The 16,778-nt window shown below is 74.1% G+C and carries 14 protein-coding genes and 2 pseudogenes; 8 read left to right on the forward strand and 8 right to left on the reverse strand.

The window, feature by feature from the left end; all coding sequences use genetic code 11:
- Positions 1–55: 55 nt before the first annotated feature.
- The 5 genes and pseudogenes from ACLQ23_RS18715 to ACLQ23_RS18735 form a co-directional block, all read right to left on the reverse strand.
- Positions 56–3,484: an error-prone DNA polymerase gene (locus ACLQ23_RS18715; protein WP_355593211.1), complete on the reverse strand. Its 3,429-nt coding sequence runs from the start codon at positions 3,482–3,484 to the stop codon at positions 56–58.
- A gap of 132 nt (positions 3,485–3,616) precedes the next feature.
- Positions 3,617–3,949: pseudogene (locus ACLQ23_RS18720) on the reverse strand (DNA polymerase Y family protein); the annotation flags it as partial.
- A gap of 126 nt (positions 3,950–4,075) precedes the next feature.
- Positions 4,076–5,302: pseudogene (locus ACLQ23_RS18725) on the reverse strand (DNA polymerase Y family protein); the annotation flags it as partial.
- Positions 5,303–5,474: 172 nt separating this feature from the next.
- Positions 5,475–6,305, reverse strand: coding sequence for a hypothetical protein (locus ACLQ23_RS18730; RefSeq protein ID WP_355593049.1), 831 nt, complete (start codon positions 6,303–6,305; stop codon positions 5,475–5,477).
- A gap of 95 nt (positions 6,306–6,400) precedes the next feature.
- On the reverse strand, positions 6,401–6,850 hold the full coding sequence (locus tag ACLQ23_RS18735; RefSeq protein WP_355593051.1) for an SAV_6107 family HEPN domain-containing protein: 450 nt from the start codon (positions 6,848–6,850) through the stop codon (positions 6,401–6,403).
- A gap of 516 nt (positions 6,851–7,366) precedes the next feature.
- Between ACLQ23_RS18735 and ACLQ23_RS18740 the strand changes: the two genes are divergently transcribed.
- Genes ACLQ23_RS18740 through ACLQ23_RS18765 form a run of 6 tightly spaced genes read left to right on the forward strand, consistent with a single transcriptional unit; the run spans position 7,367 to position 12,704 of the window.
- Positions 7,367–7,855 (forward strand): YbaK/EbsC family protein, encoded by a 489-nt coding sequence (locus tag ACLQ23_RS18740; protein WP_355593053.1) that lies wholly within the window; start codon positions 7,367–7,369, stop codon positions 7,853–7,855.
- Positions 7,852–8,613, forward strand: a complete 762-nt coding sequence (locus ACLQ23_RS18745) for a monooxygenase (protein ID WP_355593055.1) — start codon at positions 7,852–7,854, stop codon at positions 8,611–8,613. Before ACLQ23_RS18740 ends, ACLQ23_RS18745 begins: the two co-directional genes overlap by 4 nt.
- Complete coding sequence (locus tag ACLQ23_RS18750; protein WP_355593057.1) at positions 8,610–9,161, forward strand: GNAT family N-acetyltransferase; 552 nt, start codon at positions 8,610–8,612, stop codon at positions 9,159–9,161. Before ACLQ23_RS18745 ends, ACLQ23_RS18750 begins: the two co-directional genes overlap by 4 nt.
- Positions 9,158–10,081, forward strand: coding sequence for a carotenoid biosynthesis protein (locus tag ACLQ23_RS18755; protein WP_355593059.1), 924 nt, complete (start codon positions 9,158–9,160; stop codon positions 10,079–10,081). Before ACLQ23_RS18750 ends, ACLQ23_RS18755 begins: the two co-directional genes overlap by 4 nt.
- Complete coding sequence (locus ACLQ23_RS18760; RefSeq protein ID WP_355593061.1) at positions 10,078–11,205, forward strand: glycosyltransferase; 1,128 nt, start codon at positions 10,078–10,080, stop codon at positions 11,203–11,205. Before ACLQ23_RS18755 ends, ACLQ23_RS18760 begins: the two co-directional genes overlap by 4 nt.
- An 11-nt stretch (positions 11,206–11,216) precedes the next feature.
- A complete protein-coding gene (locus tag ACLQ23_RS18765) occupies positions 11,217–12,704 on the forward strand; it encodes a phytoene desaturase family protein (protein WP_355593063.1) in 1,488 nt (495 codons plus the stop codon).
- A gap of 27 nt (positions 12,705–12,731) precedes the next feature.
- On the opposite strand, the gene ACLQ23_RS18770 is transcribed toward ACLQ23_RS18765, so the two are convergent.
- Positions 12,732–13,421, reverse strand: a complete 690-nt coding sequence (locus ACLQ23_RS18770; protein WP_355593065.1) for a CDP-alcohol phosphatidyltransferase family protein — start codon at positions 13,419–13,421, stop codon at positions 12,732–12,734.
- 44 nt (positions 13,422–13,465) lie between these two features.
- Complete coding sequence (gene metF, locus ACLQ23_RS18775; protein ID WP_355593067.1) at positions 13,466–14,383, reverse strand: methylenetetrahydrofolate reductase [NAD(P)H]; 918 nt, start codon at positions 14,381–14,383, stop codon at positions 13,466–13,468.
- 250 nt (positions 14,384–14,633) lie between these two features.
- On the opposite strand from metF, the gene ACLQ23_RS18780 reads away from it, so the two are divergent.
- Positions 14,634–15,017 (forward strand): helix-turn-helix domain-containing protein, encoded by a 384-nt coding sequence (locus ACLQ23_RS18780; RefSeq protein WP_355593069.1) that lies wholly within the window; start codon positions 14,634–14,636, stop codon positions 15,015–15,017.
- 17 nt (positions 15,018–15,034) lie between these two features.
- Positions 15,035–16,117: a polyprenyl synthetase family protein gene (locus tag ACLQ23_RS18785; RefSeq protein WP_355593071.1), complete on the forward strand. Its 1,083-nt coding sequence runs from the start codon at positions 15,035–15,037 to the stop codon at positions 16,115–16,117.
- 156 nt (positions 16,118–16,273) lie between these two features.
- Here ACLQ23_RS18785 and ACLQ23_RS18790 read toward each other — a convergent pair whose 3' ends face one another.
- Positions 16,274–16,663, reverse strand: a complete 390-nt coding sequence (locus ACLQ23_RS18790; RefSeq protein WP_355593073.1) for an Rv2175c family DNA-binding protein — start codon at positions 16,661–16,663, stop codon at positions 16,274–16,276.
- Positions 16,664–16,778 lie beyond the last annotated feature (115 nt).

A 16,778-nucleotide genomic window follows, 5' to 3' on the forward strand; every position in this document is an offset into this window, starting at 1 on the left:
CTCAGCACGAGTGTCCCGTCCGGCGTCGCCGGAAACCGTAATGTGGATCACTGGATCAGCGAAAGTCACGGGACGCGGGGCTGACCGGCGGCTCAATGGGGTCCAGCCGGTCGGCCACCAGGTTGGTCACACCCTCGTGCCGTTGCAGCCGCCCCCGGACCACAAGCGCGGCGCTGGTGCGGGCCACCCGCCGGTAGCGCTGCCACAGCCCCGGCGAACAGGTGACATTGAGCATCCCGGTCTCGTCCTCCAGGTTGAGGAACGTGACACCGCCCGCGGTGGCCGGACGCTGCCGGTGGGTGACGATGCCGCCGACCCGGATCCGCTGGCCCGGCTCCACCCGGCCGAGCCGGGCGATCGGCACCGCGCCGAGCACATCGAGCTGCCCCCTGATGAACCGGGCCGGATGGCTCTCCGGCGACAACCCGGTCGCCCACACGTCGGCGACCAGCCGGTCCACCGCCTCCATCCCGGGCAGCGTGGGCGCCGCCGCGCCGGTCACCGTGCCGGGCAGCCGGCCCGGCCGGTCCTGGGCCGCCGCGCCGGCGGCCCAGAGCGCCTCCCGCCGGGTCAGCCCGAAACAGGCGAAGGCGTCCGCGGTGGCCAGGGCCTCCAGCTGCGGTGCGGTGAGACCGACCCGCCGGGCCAGATCAGGCATGTCCCGGTACGGCCCGTGCGCCGCCCGCTCGGCCTCGATCCGCTCGGCCACGTCAGCCCCGAGGGTACGCACGCTGGACAGCCCGAGCCGGACCGCCGGACCGCCCAACCCCCAGGCGTGCGGCGGCTCCCCCGGCCCGCTGCCCCACCGGGTGTCCGGGGTGGACTCCAGCACCGCCAACGCCCCGCTGGCGTTGATGTCGGGGCGGCGGACCTCCACCCCGTGCCGGCGGGCGTCGTCGACAAGCGTCTGCGGGGAGTAGAAGCCCATCGGCTGGGCGTTGAGCAGCGCGGCCAGAAACGGCGCCGGGTGGTAGCGCTTGAGCCAGGAACTCGCGTACACCAGGTAGGCGAAGCTCATCGCGTGGCTCTCCGGGAAGCCGTAGCTGGCGAACGCGGTGAGCTTGCGGTAGACGTCGTCGGCCAGTTCGCCGGTGATGCCCCGCTCGGCCATCCCGGCGTAGAGCCGGTCGGCGATGCGGTTCATCCGCTCGACGGACCGCTTCGCGCCCATCGCCCGGCGCAGCTGGTCGGCCTCGGCCGCGTCGAAGCCCGCCAGGTCGATGGCGAGCTGCATCAACTGCTCCTGGAACAGCGGCACACCAAGGGTCTTCTCCAGGGCGTTGCGCATCAACGGGTGCGCGAACGTCACAGGTTCCTGGCCGTTCTTGCGCCTGATGAACGGGTGCACCGAACCGCCCTGGATCGGGCCGGGCCGGATCAGCGCCACCTCCACCACCAGGTCGTAGAACTCGCGGGGCTTGAGCCGGGGCAGGGTGGCCATCTGAGCGCGGCTCTCCACCTGGAACACCCCGACCGAGTCGGCCCGGCAGAGCATGTCGTAGACCTCGGGGTCGTCAAGCGTCATGTCACCGAGATCGAGCCTGGACCCGATCATGTCGTAGCCGTAGTGCAGCGCGGAGAGCATGCCGAGGCCCAGCAGGTCGAATTTGACCAGGCCGACCGCCGCGCAGTCGTCCTTGTCCCACTGCAACACGCTGCGTCCGGGCATCCGCCCCCACTCCACAGGGCAGACCTCGATCACCGGCCGGTCGCAGATCACCATGCCGCCGGAGTGGATGCCCAGGTGCCGGGGGAACGTCTGCAACTCGTTGGCGTACTCCACCACCTGCTCCGGGATGCCCTCGACGTCGACAGTGGCCACCGAGCCCCACCTGTCGATCTGCTTGCTCCAGGCGTCCTGCTGCCCCGGCGAGAACCCGAACGCCTTCGCCACGTCCCGCACCGCCGACCGGGGCCGGTAGGAGATGACGTTGGCGACCTGGGCGGCGTGCTCCCGGCCGTACCGGGTGTAGACGTGCTGGATCACCTCCTCCCGGCGATCGGACTCGATGTCCACGTCGATGTCCGGCGGGCCGTCCCGCTCCGGGGCGAGGAACCGCTCGAACAGCAGCCGGTGCCGGACCGCGTCCACGTTGGTGATCCGCAGCGCGTAGCAGACCGCCGAGTTGGCCGCCGACCCCCGGCCCTGGCAGTAGATGTCCTGCTCACGGCAGAACGCGACGATGTCGTAGACCACAAGGAAGTAGCCGGGGAAGCCCAGCTCCTCGATCATGTTCAGCTCGTGGTCGAGCTGCGCGTACGCCGCCGGGTGCGCCTGCGGCGGGCCGTAACGCTCCCGCGCGCCGTCGGCGGTCAACTTGCGCAACCAGCTCATCTCGGTGTGCCCCGGCGGCACCGGGTACGCCGGCAGCCGTGGCGCGACCAGTTGGAGGTCGAAGGCCAGCTCCGCGCCGAACTCCGCGGCCCGCGCCACCGCACCCGGGTACGCGGCGAACCGGACCGCCATCTCCGCACCGCTGCGCAGGTGGGCGGTGGCCGCAGCGGGCAGCCACCCGTCGATCTCGTCCAGGCTGCGCCGGGCCCGTACGGCGGCGACGGTGGTGGCCAGCCGACGCCTGCCCGGCGTGGCGTAGTGCACGTTGTTGCTGGCCACCGTCGGCAGCCCGGCCGCGGCGGCCAACTCGGCGAGCGCGTCGTTGCGATCGGCGTCGACCGGGTGACCGTGGTCGGTCAGCTCCACCGCCACCGTCTCCGCGCCGAACAGCTCGGTCAGCCGGTCCAACTCGCGGGCCGCCGCGTCCACGCCCTCGCTGAGCAGCGCCGCCGGCACGTGTCCCTTGCGGCATCCGGTCAACACCAGCACGTGGTCGCGCAGCTCGTCGGCGACCTCCTCCAGCTCCCCGTAGACCGGGCGACCCTTCTCCCCGCCGCGCAGATGCGCGCGGGCGATGGTGGTGGCCAGCCGGGCGTACCCCTCGTGGCCGTGCGCCAGCACCAGCAGGTGCGTGCCGTGCGGGTCCGGCTCGCCGTTCTGCGGGCCGGGCAACCCCAGCGAGAGCTCCGCGCCGAAGATCGTCGGCAGGCCCAGCGTACGGGCCGCCTCGGCGAACCGGACCACGCCGTAGAAGCCGTCGTGGTCGGTGACGGCGAGCGCGGTGAGCCCCAACCGGGCCGCCTCCTCGGCCAGTTCCTCGGGGTGGCTGGCGCCGTCCAGGAAGCTGAAGTTGGTGTGCGCGTGCAACTCCGCGTAGGGCACCACATCGTCGGGGCGGGCCAACTCCGGCGGCTGGTACTGCTCGCGGCGACGACTCCAGGCCGGGGAGTCCCCGCCGTCGGCGTCCACGGCGAGCGGGTCCACCACGTGCAGGTGCCGCTCACCCCGGCTCGCCCGGCCGTCCCCCGAACGGCCGTCGCCAGACCGGCCGTCGCCAGACCGGCCGTCGCCAGACCGGCCGTCGCCAGACCGGCCGGAGAGCACCTGCTCCAGCTCCGACCAGGGCATCTTCGGGTTGTGGAAGCTCACCAGCACGCCCCCGGGCCGCCCACCGGCTTGATCCACTCGGCATCATGGAAATCGGGGTGTCCGAAGAGGCGGGATACCCCGATTTCCGTGATGCCGAGTCGATCACGGCTAGGTGGGCGCCCATCTGAACGCTCAGTCATAGATCGCCTCCACGAGCCACTGCCCGGCCTCGACAGCGAGCAGCAGAGCGGTGCCGTCGGCCAGGCAGACCTGGAACCGGGCCCGCCGCCGCGCCTCGGCCGGAGCCCACCATCGCTCGTCCACCGGCCACGGGCCGGCCCAACCGACGATCTCCGCTGGCCGACCGGTGCCGACTGTCAGCCGGGCGGGCGGGGCGCTGACCGCCAGCCGCGCGCTGATCACCACCGCCTCGCCAGCGGCGTCATGCACTGTCGCGGCGAGTGGGCTCGGCAGCACCACCGCCGGTGAGGGCCGCGGCAGCCGACCGGGCCACGGCGGAACGCCGCCCCCACCGCGGCCAGCAGCCCGACCGACTCCAGCAGCCCGACCAACGCCAGCAGCCCGACCGGCTCCAGCAACCCGACCAACGCCCGCGACCCGGCCACCAGTAGCGATCGGCTCGTCGGGCAGCGGTGGTGGGCCGGGACGGTCGGGGAGCCGTTCGTCGCCCCAGGGCACCAGTCGTACCTGGTCGGTCGGGGAGCGCCCGCCGCCGAGCACCGCGGTGACCACTGCTTCCGGACCGAGGATGCCCTGCACCCGGCTCAACGCCCGGTGCGCCCGTTCCCGCTCTTCGCCGGTCTCCCCCCAGAGACCGACCTGAAGGCCAGCCTGGGCGATCACCCCGTCGGGGACAAGCCGCAGCCGGATGATGCCAGCCGTCGGTCGGGCCGGTCGGGCGCCGGCACGGCCGTTGCTGCCGGAAAGCCAGCCGTCCAACTGCCAGCGCACCCGGTCGGCGATGGCCGCTGCGGTGAGCAGACCGTCGTGCCGCCACACCCGGTGCAGTTCCTGCCCGTGCGCGGTGACCGCCTCGATGCCGAGCCGGGTGCAGGCCAGCCCGTGCCCGGCGAGCCGGTCGTGCAACCGCTCCGCCAGCGCGCGGGCGGCGAACGCCGCCGCGTCGACCCGGTCGATCGGCTCGTCGTGCTCGGCGGTCACCGTCAGGTCGGTCGGCGGCTGCCGGACGGCGAGCGGGCGATGATCCCGCCCGGCGGCGAGCCGGTGGGCCAGCGCGCCGTCGAACCCGAACCGGGCCAGCACGTCGCCGGCCGGCAGCGCGGCGAAGTCACCGAGGGTCCGCACTCCCAGCCGGCGCAGCAGGTCGGCGAGCGCTGACCGGCCCAGCGCCTCGACCGGCAACCCGGCCAGGAACGCTGGCGTTCCTCCCGGTGGCACCACCCGGCCGGCGCGGGCGGCCAACCCGGCGGCGAACACCCCGTCGGCGATGCCCACCTGGCTCTCCACCAGGCACGACTGGGCGACGTGCTCGATGAGCCGTTCGGCAGCCGCCTCCTCGCCGCCGAGGTAACGGCTCGGCCCTCGCGCGGCCACCGCGCAGGCGCCGGGGCGAACCACCTCGACACCCGCGACCATCTCCTCGACGGCGGCGACCACCGGCTCGAACGCCCGGGCGTCCCGGCCCGGGTCGTACTCCACGACGGTGAGCTGTGGGCAACGGCCCTGCGCCTCCCGCTTGCGCAGCCCTCGACGTACCCCCTCGGCGCGGGCCCGCTCGGAGCAGGCGACCACCCGGTTGTCGTGCAGGACGGCGACCGGACTCGTGGCCGGCACCCCGTCGACGATCTCGGCGGCGAGCACCGGCCAGTCCGGACACCACAGCAGCAAGGTCCGGATCGGCGAGCCGGTCACGCTGGGCCTCCCGGACCGGACCCGGCCCGCACGACCCCGGTCAACCGCGCCGCCGCCGACGCTCCGGACCGGGGCTCGACACGACCGACCACGCAGCCCGCACCTCCGGCCGGGTCGACCAAGGTGAGAGCACATCTGGTCGACCTGACCACCGCCGTCACGCCGGGCCGACCAGGGTGAGAGAGCCCGGTCGACCGGCGTCGGCACGGGAGCGGTCACCTGCCGGCGACGCCGGACGAGGCCGATCACCGGACGACGGCACCGGGTGGGGCCGTCCGTCGAAGGGCACCGTCGATCGTCTGTCCACGGTGGAGGGCACCGCCCGGGGAATCACCCGGGTGAGCTCGTCACCGGGGAGCCAAACCTTGATCTCCTTGGGTCGTGCAGCCGCTCCGCGCCCGCGCGCCGAGACGGTGACCTCCCGGCGACGCAACCGCCCCCGCCCCTGGCCGAGCCCTTCCCAGAGCCCACGGACCACCTGCAACGTCACGTCCGCGCCGTCCCACCGGCCGTACGGGACGAGCACACTGCCGCGCTGCCGGGCCCGGGCAGCCAGCCGGGTGGCGACCGAGGCGGAAACAGCGGCCGGTACGGCGGTGACCACGACGTCCACCCCGTCGATCAGCGCGGCGACCACTGTGGCCCATTCGGGGCCCGGGTTCGGCACCAGGGCCAGCCGGTCCAGTGCGATACCGAGCTCGGCTGCCGCACCAGCGCCGAGCGTCGGCACTCCGACCACGGCGCACCACGAGCCGGCGCGGGATGCCTCGGCGAGGAGGGCCAGCACCAGCGAGGTGCCGCCGCTGCGCCGGGGTTGACCGGCGGTGACAGCGATGGTGCTGCCCCGGCGCAGACCCCGGTTGGGCAGGAGGCCGGTCAGCTCGGGTGCCACCGGTAGCACCTGCTGGCCGGCGACCGGATCGGGTGCGCTCGCCGGGCGTACCAGATCGGCCAGAGCAGCGGAACCGACCACCATGCGGCCCGCCATCGGACCAACCCCCCGTCGTTGCTGTGGAACAGATCAGAACCGGCCAGCCGTGACGTCGACCGCCCGGCGGCCGGACGGCCGGCGTCGTGGCGGGATCAGGCGGCGAAGCCGTCCAGGGCCGGCTGGTGGGCCACGCCGAGCGCGGTCTCCACCACCGTGACGAACTGCTCGGCGGCGCGGAGCAGGTCGTCGGCCTCCCGGGCGGTGACAACCCGTGGGATGCCGGCCTCGGCAGCGGCCCGTTTGCTGGCCCCGGCGGCGAAGAAGCGGGCCCACTCGTCGAGCTCGGGGGCGACGGCGCAGAGCAGGACCCAGACGCTGGTGATCCGGTTACGCCGGCTCGGCGCGGGACGAGCCCTGGCGGCGAGCATGGCGGCCGCCGCGCGCAGCGCGGCCAGATGGGCGGCCGCGTAGCGCAGGCCGTCAGGCCCGGTCTGGTTGGCCTCGACAAGCCCGCGCCGGGCCAACGTGAGCAGCTGGGCGGGGGTGCGGTGCGGCAGCACGTGCGCCGGCACCGTCGGTGCCTGAGCTGAGTTGGTCGGCATGGGCTGTCTCCTCCACGTGGCCGGGCGTCGACCGGCGCAGTGGTGCCGCCGGCAAAAGACGCCGAGGTCGGTGGTGCGGAGGAAGACGCACCGTGGGTGGCCGGCCGGGTGTGGATGCTTCCCCACACCACACCCGGCCGGCGTACCGGCGGGTTCGTCGCCCGCCGCCCGGGGGTCGTGGGCGGCGGGCGACGCTCCTGCCTGTCGGGACCGGGCTCGCGACTGCCCGGAAACCCAGGTGCGGCCCGCGGAGCCGCACCGCCCGGAGCTGGCGCCGCGAAACACCGCGCTCCGGCTGGTTGGAACGAGCGTACGAGGCAATCGAACACTCGTTCTAACTGCTGTTGACAGTACACCTCCCCTCCGACGAAAACGCAACGTGTGACGCGCCGACTGAACCCATCGGGCGTGGTGAGCCGCACCGACACCGCCGGCAGGGCGACACGACGCATGGCGACGCAGGGGTTCGGCGTGGCCGGCTGAGCCGTTCTCAGGCGGACCATGAAGAATGGCGACATGCAGCCACACCCGAACGTACGGGCGGTGCAGGACGCGCTCGACGGCACCGGTGCGCTCGACGGCGCCGGCCGACCCAGCACAGTCCGCCTGCTGCCCGACGCGGTGCACACCGCCGCCGCGGCCGCCGAGGCGCTCAGCGTCGAGGTCGGCCAGATCGCCAACTCGCTGATCTTCGACGCGGACGGCGCGCCACTGCTCGTCCTCACCTCCGGCGCGCACCGGGTGGACACCAACGGCCTGGCCGCGTCGATCGGAGTCACCCGGTTGCGCCGGGCCACCCCGGAGTTCGTCCGGCAGCACACCGGGCAGCCGATCGGCGGGGTCGCCCCGCTCGGGCACCCGCAGGCACTGCGCACGCTCGTGGACACGGCGCTGGCGGCGTACCCGGAGATCTGGGCCGCGGGCGGCGTGCCGCAGGCGGTCTTCCCGACCACCTACGCCGAGCTGCTGCGGGTCACCGCCGGTACGCCGGCCGAGGTGGCGTGAGCGAACGAACCAGCGGGCACGCGAACGTCGTACCGGAGCTGGTCACCCTGCATGTGTGGCGGACCTCCAGCGGCGCGTTGCCCCGGGCGCTGACCAGGATGGCCGTCGATCCGCGCCGGCTGCGGGCACTTCCTGGCGTCCGGTTCGGCAAGCTGCTGGGCACCGGGACCGGCACCAGCTTCGGGCCGGGTGACGCCGACCTGACCCGGTGGGCGGCGTTGACAGTGTGGGACTCCCCCGCCGAGGCGGCCGGCTTCGACGGCTCGCCGGTGGGGCGTGCCTGGGCGCGGATCGCCCTCGCCCAGGTCCGGGTCGACCTGCGCCCGGTGAGCAGTCGGGGCGAGTGGTCCGGCCAGCAGCCGTTCGGCGATCCGCCGGGCGGCCGGGTCACCGGGCCGGTGCTGGCGCTGACCCGCGCCCGGTTGCGCGCCCGCCGGGCGGCCACCTTCTGGCGGGCCGTCCCGCCGGTGGCCGCCGCCCTGCGCGACGCACCGGGGCTGCTGGCCCGCTTCGGTGTCGGTGAGGCGCCGCTGGGATGGCAGGGCACTGTCAGTGTGTGGCGCGACCCGACGGACCTGGTGGCGTTCGCGTACCGTCACCCGGAGCATCGGGCGGCGATCATGCGAACCCCCACCGCGGGCTGGTACGCCGAGGAGCTCTTCGCCCGATTCGAGGTACGCGACGTGGTCGGCGACCGGACGGTGCTCGGGTGGGTCGCCGACGACGACCCTGCAACGGTGAAGGGTGGACGGGCATGAGGTTGGTGCGCTGGACGCCGGACGATCTCGTCCGGCGGCTGGACGACGTGGTCGCCGTCTACGGCGAGGCGATGGGATACCGCACCGACCTGCTGGAGGCCCGGCGCGGCTACATGGCCACCCACGTCCGCCGGCCCGGCTTCCGGGCGGTGGCCAGCCTGACCAGCGAGGGGCACCTCGCAGGCTTCGGCTACGGCTATCTGGGCGGCCCCGGCCAGTGGTGGCACGACCAGGTGCACCGGGCGTTGGACACTTCGGCTCGCAAGCGCTGGCTCACCCACTGCTTCGAGGTGGTCGAGTTGCACGTCCGGCCACCGGCGCAGGGCCACGGGCTGGGTGCCGGCCAACTGCGGGCGCTGCTCACGATGGCCGAGGGCGACACCACGCTGCTGTCCACCCCGGAGGCCGAGGAGCAGACCTCGCGGGCCTGGCGGCTGTACCGGCGGTTCGGCTTCGTCGACGTGCTGCGTGACTTCCACTTTCCCGGTGACGAGCGGCCGTTCGGCGTCCTCGGTCGGGACCTGCCGCTCGAGCCCCCGACGTCATGACCAGGCGGATCTCCTGGACGCTGCTCGGCGTCCTGGTGCTCGCCCAGATCTGCTATCCGCTCACCGCCGGCGACACCCGGGCCGGGCTGACAGTGGCCACCGTCGTGCTCGGCTGGCTGCTCTCGGTCGGCCACGCGCTGCTCAGTCGCGGGCCCCGAGTCGCGGCGGCGCTGGTCGCGGTGGCCGCCGGCGGCGGGTTCGCGATCGAGGCGATCGGGGTGGCCACCGGTGTGCCGTTCGGCAGCTACGACTACTCCGGTGAACTCGGCCCCAAGCTGGCCGGGGTGCCGCTGATCATCCCCCTGGCCTGGACCTGGATGGCCTGGCCGGCCTGGCTGGCCGCGGTCCGCCTGACCGGCGGCAACACCCCGACGGCCACCGCCCCGACGACCGGTGGCAACACCCCGACGGCCAGCGTCTCGACTGCCACCGGCAGCGCCCCGGCGACCGGTGGCGCGACGGTCGGTCGGTGGGTGGGGCGGATCGCGCTGGCCACTGTGGGGCTGGCCGCCTGGGATCTCTTCCTCGACCCGCAGATGGTCGCCGAGGGCTACTGGGTGTGGCGCAACGCCACCCCGGCGCTGCCCGGCCTGGCCGGTATCCCGGTCAGCAACTACCTGGGCTGGCTGCTCTTCGCGGTGCTGATGATGAGCGCGTTGCGCCCGCTGGCCGGGCCGGCCGCCGAGCGCACCGACAAGCGGGACCACCCGATGTTCGCGCTCTACCTGTGGACGTACTTCTCCAGCATCCTGGCCCACGCGGTCTTCCTCGACCTGCCCGCCTCGGCGCTCTGGGGCGCGGCCGGCATGGCGGTGACCGCCGTACCGCTGGCGGTGACCCTGCTGCGCGCCCGCCGGGCCGGCGACGCGTACGGCGACGACCACCAGCCGGCCCGCCCCGGCGTCGACGCGACCCGATGACCGTCCTGCTCGCCCTGCTGCTCGTGGTCGCCGTACTGACCGGGCATACCTGGCTCAACGCCGCCCGCTGGCTGCGCCGGCCCACCGACCGGCCGGACGAGGTCGGTGAGCCGGTGGCGGTGCTGCTGCCGCTGCGCGACGAGGCCACCCGGGTCACTCCGTGCCTGCGCGCCCTGCTCGCCCAGCGTGGCGTGCCCGGGCTGCGCATCGTGGTCCTCGACGACGGGTCCACCGACGGCACCGCCGACGTGGTCCGGGCGGTGGCCGGCGACGACCCGAGGGTCACACTGCTCAGCGGCGTCGCCCCGCCGCCGGGCTGGCTGGGTAAACCGCACGCCTGCTGGCAGTTGGCCACCCGGGCCGACCCGGAGGCCACAGTGCTGGTCTTCGTCGACGCCGACGTGGTGCTCGCCCCGCACGCCGTGGCCGCCGCCGTCACCGAACTGCGCGCCGCCCACGCGACGCTGCTGTCGCCGTACCCCCGGATCGTTGTGGCGACGGCGGCCGACCGGCTGGTGCAGCCCCTGCTCCAGTGGCTCTGGCTGACGTTCCTGCCGCTGCGCGCGATGGAACGCTCGCGGCGGCCCTCGCTGGCCGCCGCGGGCGGGCAGTTCCTGGTGCTGGACCGGGCCGGCTACACCACCGCCGGCGGGCACGCGGCGGTCGCCGACAAGATCCTGGAGGACGTCGAGCTGGCCCGGGCGGTCAAGCGGTCCGGTGGACGGATCGCCCTGGCCGACGGCTCCCGGCTGGCCACCTGCCGGATGTACGACGACTGGCCGCAACTGCGCGACGGGTACTCGAAGTCGCTGTGGGCGTCGTTCGGGCATCCAGGCGCGGCGGCCGCCGTCGTGGCGATGCTGCTGCTGCTCTACACCGCTCCGCCGCTCGTCGCGGTGGCCGGCGTGGTGGCCGGCGCGCCGACGGTCGCCGCCGTGGGCCTGGCCGGCTATCTGCTCGGGGTGGCCGGGCGGGTGCTCACCGCCCGGTCGACGGGTGGCCGGTGGTGGCCCGACGCGCTCGCACACCCCGTGTCGGTCGTGGTCCTCGGTTGGCTGACCCTGCGGTCGTACCATCTGCGAAAGCGACACCGCCTGACCTGGCGGGGCCGCCCGGTCAGCTAGGAGGACGCGGCATGGCGCGGATCGTGGTCGTCGGCGCCGGGGTGGGTGGCCTGGCCACCGCCGCCCGGCTGGCCGCAACCGGGCACCAGGTGACCGTCTTCGAGGCCGCCGACACCGTCGGCGGCAAGCTCGGCAGGTACGTGCACGACACCCCCGCCGGGTCGTTCCACTTCGACACCGGGCCGAGCCTGCTCACACTGCCGGAGGTCTTCGAGGACCTGTTCGAGGCCACCGGGGCGAAGCTCGACGAGTACCTGGACCTGACGCCGCTGGACCCGATCGTCCGGCACGTCTTCGAAGGCGGCGGTCCGACGTTGGACTCCTGCGCCGATCCTGTGGAGTTCGCCGGCCGGATCGGGGCCGCCTTCGGTGACCAGGCAGCGGCCGACTGGCAGCGGCTGTGGCGGCGGGCCGCCCGGGTGTGGAACGCCTCCTCGCGGGACATCCTGCGCCGCGCCGTCGACTCCCCCCGCGACCTGGCGTCGCTGGCCTGGCGCGTCGGCGACCTGGCCGCCATCGCCCCGGGCCGCACGCTGCGTGGGCTGGGCCGCCGGCACCTGTCCGACCCGCGGCTGCGGATGCTGCTGGACCGGTACGCCACGTACACCGGCGCCGACCCACGCCGGGCGCCAGCAGCGCTCGTCGCGGTCCCCTACGCCGAGCTGGCGTTCGGCGGCTGGTACCTGCGCGGAGGGCTGGGAACCCTCGCCGACGCGCTGCTGACCCGCTGCCTGGACCTCGGCGTGGTCGTGCAGACCGGCGCCACCGTGACGCGGATCGACGCGGCTGGCGGCCGGGTGCACGGGGTACGCCTCGCCGGCGTCGCCGCGCCGGTGCCCGCCGACGTGGTGGTGGCGAATGTGGACGCGCTCACCGTCTACCGCGACCTGCTGCCGCACGCGCGCCGGCTGGCCGGGCTGAGCGACCGCAGCCTGGCCGGTTTCGTGCTGCTGCTCGGCGTCTCCGGCAGCACCGGGCTGGCGCACCACAACGTCTTCTTCCCGCGCGACTACGACGCCGAGTTCGACGCGGTGTTCGGCAACCCGGGGCGGGGCGTACGGGCCCGGCCGGCGGCCGACCCGACGGTGTTCGTCACCGTCGCCGACGACCCGACGGTCCGCCCGGCCGGGCACGAGGCATGGTTCGTGCTGGTCAACTCCGCGCGGCAGGGCACCGCCGCTGGCGCTGTCGACTGGCGGCGCCCCGGGCTTGCCGACGCGTACGCCGACCGGATCCTGGACGTGCTGGCGCAGCGCGGCGTGGACGTGCGCGACCGGTTGCTGTTCCGCGAGGTGCGCACCCCGGCCGACCTGGACGCGGCAACCGGAGCGCCGGGCGGCGTGATCTACGGCACCGCCGGTGGGCTGCTCCGCCCGGCCAACAGGGGCCCGGCGCACGGCCTGTGGCTGGTGGGCGGCTCCAGCCACCCGGGCGGTGGCCTGCCGATGGTGACCCTCTCGGCGCAGATCGTCGCCGACGAGATCGGCCCCGCCTGGTAGCCCTCTCGGCGCTGGCCGGTGCGGCGGTCAGCCGGCGTCGAGCAGCGCGCGGCGGACCGTGGAGAGCAACTGCCCCAGCCCGAAGGCGGCCAGCAGCACCCACACGGCGGTCGCCATGGTGATGGTGCCGGCTGCCAGATCCGGCTCGATCAGCCCGGACAACCCGGCGACAACCAACCCTGCCAGCGCTACCGAGACGCGGGTGGGTCGCTCGCCGACCGTCACGGCGCCGATCTCGCGCATGCCGGCGGAGACCGCGCGGGCACGGACGTACTCGTGCAGCCACGACAACGCGCCGCCCGCGACGACGAGCGCGCCCGGCGCGCCCACCAGCCAGAACGCCAGCAGCCAGGCCACCTCACCGAGCCGGTCAGCGAGCGAGTCGTAGACGTAGCCGAGCCGGGTGGTGCGGCCGGTGGCGACCGCCACCGCCCCGTCGACGCTGTCGGCCACCGCGGCGAACAGCACGAACAGCGCGGCGAGGAACGGCCCGTCCCCCGGCCGGGTCGCCAGCAACGGTACGCAGAAGCAGAGCAGCACCCCGGCCACTGTGACCGCTGTGGGGCCGACCCGCAGCCGGCCCAGCACATATCCGACGTGGTAGGAGAACCGCAGCCAGGCGCGTACCACCGGCGCGGCTGCGCGGGGGTCGAACCCGCCGTGCAGCCGTGCCCACGCCGTGGCGTACTCGTCCCAGTTCAGCTGTGTGCCCACCACTGATCAACCGTCGTGTCGAGCATCAGGTGTCGCACTCGCCGTGTTCACACCCGCGCGCCGACCTTGAGGTTCTGCCACACCTCGCGGGTCGCTGTGGACCTGTTGAGGGTGATGAAGTGGATTCCCGGCACACCCTCGTCAAGCAGCCGGCGGCACATCTCACTGGCCTGCTCGATGCCGAGCCGGCGGACCGCCTCCGGGTCGTCGGCGACCCGCTCGAAGCGCGCCGCCAGCGCCGGCGGGAACGGCGCACCGGACAGTTGCACGGACCGTTCGATGGTGCCGATCTGGGTCACCGGCATCACACCGGCCAGGATCGGGGTGTCGCAGCCGGCCGCGGCCACCCGGTCGCGCAGCCGCAGGTATTCGTCGGCGTCGAAGAACATCTGCGTGATCGCGAACTCGGCGCCGGCCCGGCACTTGCGGACGAAGTGCGCGGTGTCGCTTGCCACGTCGACCGAACGGGGATGCTTGTACGGGAAAGCCGCCACGCCGACGCTGAAGTCACCGGCGTCGCGGACCAGACGCACCAGGTCCTCGGCGTAGTCGACGCCCTCGGGGTGCCGGACCCACTCGCCGCCCGGGTTACCCGGCGGGTCACCGCGTACCGCCAGCACGTTGCGCACCCCCACCCCGGCGAGCCGGCCGATCACGTGCCGCAGCTCGGCGACGGAGTGGTTGACGGCGGTCAGGTGGGCCATCGGCAGCAGGGTGGTCTCGGTGGCGATCCGCTCGGTCACCGCGACTGTGGTGTCCCGGGTCGACCCGCCCGCGCCGTAGGTGATCGACACGAACGACGGGCGCAGCGACTCCAACTCGCGGATCGCCTGCCAGAGCAGCCGCTCACCCGCCTCGGTCTTGGGCGGGAAGAACTCGAACGAGAAGGTCGGCTGACGCTCACGGATGAGCTCCCCGATCGCCGGCTGCGGATTGGGGAGTACCGAGGGAAGACCGAGCGCCACGACCCCGACTCTAGCGGGCGACGCCATCGGCACCCAGGTCCTTCCCACCGCCTCCCACAGTTCGGCGGGCGCGTGCCGGCCCGGTGGAGGGAAGCCGTCGTACCCCCGGGGTAGGAAGAGGGGGCGCGGGAGGGGCGGCGGGGGCGGCCCGGCATCCGGCGCGGGGGTCGCACAGCCGAGAGGTGGCACCGGTCCCGCCCGTGGGCGGGCGGGGTGCCGCCGCCGCACCGACGCCCCGCCGGGAGGCCCCATGACCTCGCTCACATCACCGCGCCCCACACAGCTCGGACCGCTGCTGGCCCGGTGCCGGCGGGCCCGGGGTTGGAGCCAGCAGCGCACCGCCGCCGAGTTGTGTGCCGCCGCCGGCGTGCCGACCTTGAGCAGACACGAGGTGTCCCGGTGGGAGCGGCAACGACGCGTACCGGGAGGGTTCTGGCTCGGTTGGCTCGCCGTCGTGCTGGACGTGCCGCTCGTGGTGCTCGCCGAGGCCGCCGCGAGCACCCGACGCGTTGGTCCGCACCGCGCCGTCGGGCCAGGCCGGGCGGGTGCGGCGGGTACGCGGCCGACCGGCCGGGCCGTCCCCGCCCGCGCGCCGGCGGGAGCACGTGTGGCGGTACAACGTCGGCCGCGGTGACCCGCTAGCGTCGTGGCGTGACCCACGCTGCTCCCGTGTCCCCCGTCGACCGTGCCGGCCTGCGGCAGCGGGTCGACAAGGCCCTCACCGACTTCCTGGCCGACCAGCGGGCCCGGCTGGCCCGGGTGGACGACGCCCTCGTCCCGGTGGCGGAGGCCATCGAGGCGTTCGTGCTCGGCGGCGGCAAGCGCCTGCGGCCGGCCTTCGCGTACTGGGGGTTCCGAGGTGCCGGCGGCGTGGACGCCGAGCCGGTCGTCACCGCCCTGGCCGCGCTGGAGTTCGTGCAGGCCAGCGCGCTGATCCACGACGACCTGATGGACCGCTCCGACACCCGGCGCGGTGAGCCCGCTGTGCACCGGCGGTTCGCCACCCGGCACCGGGCCGCCGGCTGGGGCGGCGACCCGGACGGCTTCGGTGACTCCGCCGCGATCCTGCTCGGTGACCTCTGCCTCGTGTGGTCCGACGAGTTGCTGCACTCCGCCGGCCTGGACCTGCGGGCGGCGGCACGGGCCCGGCCGGTCTTCGACGAGATGCGCACGGAGGTCACCGTCGGGCAGTACCTCGACGTGCTGACCCAGGTCACCGGCGACACGTCGGTGGAACGGGCCAGCAAGGTGGCCCGGTACAAGTCGGCGAAGTACACGGTCGAACGGCCGTTGCTGCTCGGCGCCGCGCTCGCCGACGCGCCGGAGGACGTACGGGCCACCTACTCGGCGTACGGGCTGCCGTTGGGTGAGGCGTTCCAGTTGCGCGACGATGTACTGGGGGTCTTCGGCGACCCGGCGCACACCGGCAAGCCGGCCGGCGACGACCTGCGTGAGGGCAAGCGCACGTACTTGGTGGCGGCGGCAGTGGAGGCCACCGACGACGCGGGCCGGGAGCTGCTGCTGAGCCGGCTCGGCGACCCGAACCTCGACGAGCAGGGCGTGACCCGGCTCCGCGAGCTGATCACCGCGAGCGGTGCGCTGGCCCGCACCGAGCAGCGGATCACCACGCTCACCGACACGGCGCTGGCGGCTCTCGCCGCCGTGGACCTGGACACCGAGGCCCGCCAGACCCTGGTGGACCTGGCAATAGCAGCAACCCGCCGAACCGACTAACCCGCCCCGCCCGCTCCCCGCTCCCCTCCCCTTCACCCCCCCTGGTTGATCATGAGGTTAGCGGCGGCTACACGCCGGCACGGGCACGCCAACCTCATGATCAACTCCGGAGGGCGGGGGCGAGGGCGGCGGGCGGGGCGGGGGCAGCGGGCGGGGTTAGAAGGCTTGGGCTTGGGCTCGGCGCTTTACCTCGCGGGCGTGGTCGCCGGAGAGGGCTGCGGCCGGGGTGCCGCCGCGCAGGGTGTCGTCGGGCTCGTAGAGCCAGCGCAGCGCCGCCTCGTCGTCGTAGCCGTTGTCGGAGAGCAGGTTGAGCACACCGGGCAGGTGTTTGAGCACGATCTCGTTTGCCACCAGGTCCGCCGGCACCCGGCGGACGCCGTCGCGGCGGACCGCCAGCAACTCGCGGTCGCGGATCATCTGGTGCACCTTGCTTATCGAAACGTCGAGGCGCTCGGCGACGTCGGGCAGGGTGAGCCAGCCGGCCGGGTCGGTGGGGCCGGCAAGCTCGGGGCCGGGCACGGCCTCAGCGGGTACGGGTTCGGTCACCCGATCACCCTGCCACGCCGCCGACCCGGGCAGCCAGCGGCACCCCGTACGGCCCGCTCCGACCAGCCCGGGAAGCATGGATGAGCAGCGGATCAGTGGCTGAGACGAGGTGCCC

Source organism: Micromonospora sp. DT41 (assembly GCF_049841715.1).
GTDB classification, from domain to species: Bacteria; Actinomycetota; Actinomycetes; order Mycobacteriales; family Micromonosporaceae; genus Micromonospora; species Micromonospora profundi.

Coding starts and splice junctions, on each gene's coding strand:
- ACLQ23_RS18730 (WP_355593049.1), bottom strand. CDS start 6,305: ATGGCGGGCCGCATGGTGGTCGGTTCCGCTGCTCTGGCCGATCTGGTA.
- ACLQ23_RS18735 (WP_355593051.1), bottom strand. CDS start 6,850: ATGCCGACCAACTCAGCTCAGGCACCGACGGTGCCGGCGCACGTGCTG.
- ACLQ23_RS18740 (WP_355593053.1), top strand. CDS start 7,367: ATGCAGCCACACCCGAACGTACGGGCGGTGCAGGACGCGCTCGACGGC.
- ACLQ23_RS18750 (WP_355593057.1), top strand. CDS start 8,610: ATGAGGTTGGTGCGCTGGACGCCGGACGATCTCGTCCGGCGGCTGGAC.
- ACLQ23_RS18755 (WP_355593059.1), top strand. CDS start 9,158: ATGACCAGGCGGATCTCCTGGACGCTGCTCGGCGTCCTGGTGCTCGCC.
- ACLQ23_RS18760 (WP_355593061.1), top strand. CDS start 10,078: ATGACCGTCCTGCTCGCCCTGCTGCTCGTGGTCGCCGTACTGACCGGG.
- ACLQ23_RS18765 (WP_355593063.1), top strand. CDS start 11,217: ATGGCGCGGATCGTGGTCGTCGGCGCCGGGGTGGGTGGCCTGGCCACC.
- ACLQ23_RS18780 (WP_355593069.1), top strand. CDS start 14,634: ATGACCTCGCTCACATCACCGCGCCCCACACAGCTCGGACCGCTGCTG.